Genomic DNA, 3,369 nt, shown 5'->3' with positions numbered 1-3,369 from the left:
AATGCTGCAGTTCGTGCTGGTGCTGATGCCTGCGAACGGGTGGGTGACGGCCTGGTGGCTGCACACATCATTGCGCGTGTGCACTCTGAAGTCGAGCACATCCTGCCGAAGGCTGCCACTGCTTAAAGCAGCGGCATCCAGCGGTTCTGATTTTTAGATTGTCTATTGAAGGAGTTGATGAAATGGCAGAAGTAACAGGTATTGCGTTGGGTATGATTGAAACCCGTGGTTTGGTGCCGGCTATTGAAGCGGCTGATGCGATGACCAAGGCTGCTGAAGTCCGTTTGATTGGTCGCCAGTTTGTCGGTGGTGGTTATGTCACCGTGTTGGTGCGCGGCGAAACGGGTGCGGTAAATGCTGCAGTTCGTGCTGGTGCTGATGCCTGCGAACGGGTCGGTGATGGTCTGGTAGCCGCCCACATTATCGCCCGTGTCCATTCCGAGGTTGAACACATTCTGCCGAAAGCACCATCAGCCTGAACCGGTTTGATTGTCGCTTAAATGAACGCGAGTGAGCGGGCGTAGTTCCTACGCCCTTCCTGGCAGATGTAATCAATATAAAGGAGACACAGATGGCAGCACTTACGGGTATTGCTCTGGGTATGATTGAAACACGCGGTCTGGTACCGGCTATTGAAGCAGCGGATGCGATGACCAAAGCAGCCGAAGTCCGTTTGGTTGGCCGTCAGTTTGTTGGTGGTGGATATGTCACCGTGTTGGTGCGTGGCGAAACGGGTGCAGTGAATGCGGCTGTTCGTGCAGGTGCGGATGCTTGTGAAAGAGTTGGTGACGGCCTTGTTGCTGCCCACATTATTGCCCGGGTACACACCGAGGTGGAACATATTTTACCTCAGTCTCCCAGCGCTGATGGTAGTGGCCGGGATGGTGATGTTACCGGCAATCTGAGCTGAAACCCATGAATGGGATGCGTAATCATCATCCACGCATCATTGGTTTTTTCACGCGTGCGCTGACTCATGAGTACACGGCGGTGCAGCAGTACCGTACCCAGTCAAGTCTTTGTACGCTCTGGGGCATGGCAGATTGGGCGGAATATTTTCGTCATGAATCGCGGGAAGAGCTGGATCATGCCGGTATTCTCAGTCAACAGCTTTTGCTGATGGGAATAGCGCCGACGGGTGCGCAATTACTGCCACCGCGCCCGGGTAGGGATTTGCGCGAAATGTTGACGCACGATCAGGATCTGGAGTATTCGGCTGTGCAATTGTATAGCGAAGCCCAGAATTTTTCCGAGCGTATGCGGGATATTCCTTCTGCCGAGGTGTTTGCCCATCTGCGCGCCGATGAAGAAGGCCATATGCGGTCGCTTGCCGAAATGTTGGAGCGTTTTCACTAAGTTTGGAGGATGTTTGTGAACCAGGATCTCCAGGATATCCAGGCTCCCGAGGGATGGGAAATTCAGCGTCGTCCTTTGGGGTGGAGCAAACGATTTGAGTTTTCCGACTATGCACGAACTCGTCATTTTCTGGATTTGCTGACGGGACTTTCTGAGAAACTTGACTATTATCCAAACCTGAATTTTGCGAAAACCTACGTGGTCGTCGCAATTCAATTTGAAGGAGATGCCGTGGAGCCTGAGCGGGCAGAATTTGCCGCAGCGGCTGAGTACTGCGCAGTGCAGGCACGGGAGTAACATTGATCATGACCACCGCCAGGCGGATTGCCCTTTTTAATGCCAAAGGTGGTTGTGGCAAAACCACTCTGGCCTGGAACCTGGCGATGGGCTTGTCCAAACGCGGTGCCACCTTACTGCTGGATGCCGACCCTCAGGGGAGCCTGGGCTATTGGGCGGATTGGGCTGCTGAAGCTGATGGTCATGCTTTGTCTGTACAAAGCTGGTCAGAACAAAGTGCGGGGCAATCCGCTGATTTTGCCTACTGGGTGATTGATTGTCCGCCTTCCCTGGAGAGCGCTGAAACCCGGGAAGTGCTGGCGATGGCGGACTGGATATTACTACCAGTGCTGCCCTCGCCACTGGATTTATGGGCGAGCCAACGTAGTGTGGAAGTGATTTCGGCCCTGCAAGCGGGTAAAGCAACCCGAAATGCGGCATTTGTGCTGAATCAGGTTGAAAGTCACAGTGCTTTGTCTCGTGCTGCAGAATCTGCAGTTCAGGCAATGGGTCTGAATGTGTTACCCGTGCAGGTTGCCCGCCGGGCCATATACCGGAATGCAGCCATTGAAGGCAAAAGTGTGTATCAGATGGGGAAGCGGGCCACGGCTGCCGTACAGGAATTCGAAGGAATTATTGAGGAGATCTTGAAATGAGCAATTTGGAGAACAAACTCAACGCGAGTATCCAGAGTCCCAGACGGCGTACTCCGGCCGCCAGTGCAAACAGCACTCCTGCGGCAGATGCCGAAAAAACAACTACGATCAATAAACTGGAAACGAGCAGTAAACCGGCTCAGAAAAGCACGCCCAAAGAAACGCCAGGCGTGAGTGATCTGAATGCGGGTGGTGGGCGTGAAATCAACCCTCAGCGTATTTGGCCAGACTAGCACCGCCTTCTTGCTGATATATTTCGGCCGACCTGTGTGTAGTACATGGGTATAGGGTGCTTTGCGATAAAAATGGGGTGAGCTAGGTATGTCCATTCAGTTGGCGGATTATCCGGAAATATTGGAAGATCTGGGGCCACACGCCGCCGAAGTCCTGGAGGCTAATTGGTATGAAGCCGCCCGGGTTTTTGGTCGACGTGGTCTCGAATCCTATCTGCAGGGTGCCAGCAGCCTTAAGGCGCTGGGGCGTGGGACTGATCTGGTTCTTGCTTTTATAGAAAGTGCCCCACAGGTTGCCCGTGAAATTGGCGAGCAGGCTGTATTCGAAATGCTTTCCATGGCCATTCGCATGTTTTCCAAAACCAGCGCCGAAGTGCTGGCCTTATTTTTCACCAGTGCTCCGATTGTTTCCCGTCGTTTGGGTGAACTGGAATTGTTTCGCGGCTATCTGCTGCTGCTTGATCAGTTACTCGCCCAGGCACCGCGTGGTGTTCGTCCGATGTTGGGCAAAATTGAAGTGCTCCTCGAAAAAATGACCCTGGGTGGTTTGCGGCGTTGGGCCAGCTGGGGTATTTCCGCCTATCGCAGTGATTTTGCCGCACAGGTAGAATTTTTCGGTCTGAATACGCCACAATCCCTTGCCGTGCTTCAGCAGGAACGTCGCGGTGTTCTTTTCATTGACGTACAACGCCGTTTGATCATGTATCTGCGCGCTTTGTGGGGTCGTGATTTTTTTTTGCGACCCACTTCCGGAGATTATGAAACCAGAGAAGGTTACCAGCCCTACATAGAAAATTACTTCATTCATGTTCCCGACGCCTACGACGATGTGGAAAACGCCCAAGGGG

Annotated in this window: 6 protein-coding genes and 1 pseudogene; all 7 read left to right on the top strand. The window is 53.1% G+C overall.

The annotated features are described in order from the left end of the window. Positions 1-182: 182 nt before the first annotated feature. Entirely contained in the window at positions 183-479 is a 297-nt protein-coding gene (gene csoS1, locus AC2VLY_RS12320) for an alpha-carboxysome major shell protein CsoS1 (protein WP_010637881.1), read from the top strand. Between the two features lie 92 nt (positions 480-571). Further along, on the top strand, positions 572-910 hold the full coding sequence (gene csoS1, locus AC2VLY_RS12315) for an alpha-carboxysome major shell protein CsoS1 (RefSeq protein WP_010637882.1): 339 nt from the start codon (positions 572-574) through the stop codon (positions 908-910). 5 nt (positions 911-915) lie between these two features. Further along, positions 916-1,356, top strand: coding sequence for a ferritin-like domain-containing protein (locus AC2VLY_RS12310; RefSeq protein ID WP_193651026.1), 441 nt, complete (start codon positions 916-918; stop codon positions 1,354-1,356). A gap of 9 nt (positions 1,357-1,365) precedes the next feature. Continuing rightward, positions 1,366-1,653: a hypothetical protein gene (locus AC2VLY_RS12305; RefSeq protein ID WP_193651027.1), complete on the top strand. Its 288-nt coding sequence runs from the start codon at positions 1,366-1,368 to the stop codon at positions 1,651-1,653. An 8-nt stretch (positions 1,654-1,661) separates the two neighbouring features. Then, positions 1,662-2,288, top strand: a complete 627-nt coding sequence (locus AC2VLY_RS12300) for a ParA family protein (protein WP_193651028.1) — start codon at positions 1,662-1,664, stop codon at positions 2,286-2,288. Then, positions 2,285-2,521 (top strand): hypothetical protein, encoded by a 237-nt coding sequence (locus AC2VLY_RS12295; protein WP_193651029.1) that lies wholly within the window; start codon positions 2,285-2,287, stop codon positions 2,519-2,521. The genes AC2VLY_RS12300 and AC2VLY_RS12295 overlap by 4 nt, the downstream gene beginning before the upstream one ends. 88 nt (positions 2,522-2,609) lie before the next feature. Then, a pseudogene (locus AC2VLY_RS12290) lies at positions 2,610-3,369 on the top strand (VWA domain-containing protein); the annotation flags it as partial.

The organism is Acidithiobacillus sp. TH-A36, from assembly GCF_057473445.1.
The sequence above is the reverse complement of the archived record's forward strand: the minus strand, read 5'-3'. Positions and strand labels throughout refer to the sequence as shown.

Excerpts from the sequence above, each read along its gene's own strand:
- AC2VLY_RS12310 (WP_193651026.1), top strand. The coding sequence starts at position 916 with ATGAATGGGATGCGTAATCATCATCCACGCATCATTGGTTTTTTCACG.
- AC2VLY_RS12295 (WP_193651029.1), top strand. The coding sequence starts at position 2,285 with ATGAGCAATTTGGAGAACAAACTCAACGCGAGTATCCAGAGTCCCAGA.
- AC2VLY_RS12305 (WP_193651027.1), top strand. The coding sequence starts at position 1,366 with ATGTTTGTGAACCAGGATCTCCAGGATATCCAGGCTCCCGAGGGATGG.
- csoS1 (WP_010637882.1), top strand. The coding sequence starts at position 572 with ATGGCAGCACTTACGGGTATTGCTCTGGGTATGATTGAAACACGCGGT.
- AC2VLY_RS12300 (WP_193651028.1), top strand. The coding sequence starts at position 1,662 with ATGACCACCGCCAGGCGGATTGCCCTTTTTAATGCCAAAGGTGGTTGT.
- csoS1 (WP_010637881.1), top strand. The coding sequence starts at position 183 with ATGGCAGAAGTAACAGGTATTGCGTTGGGTATGATTGAAACCCGTGGT.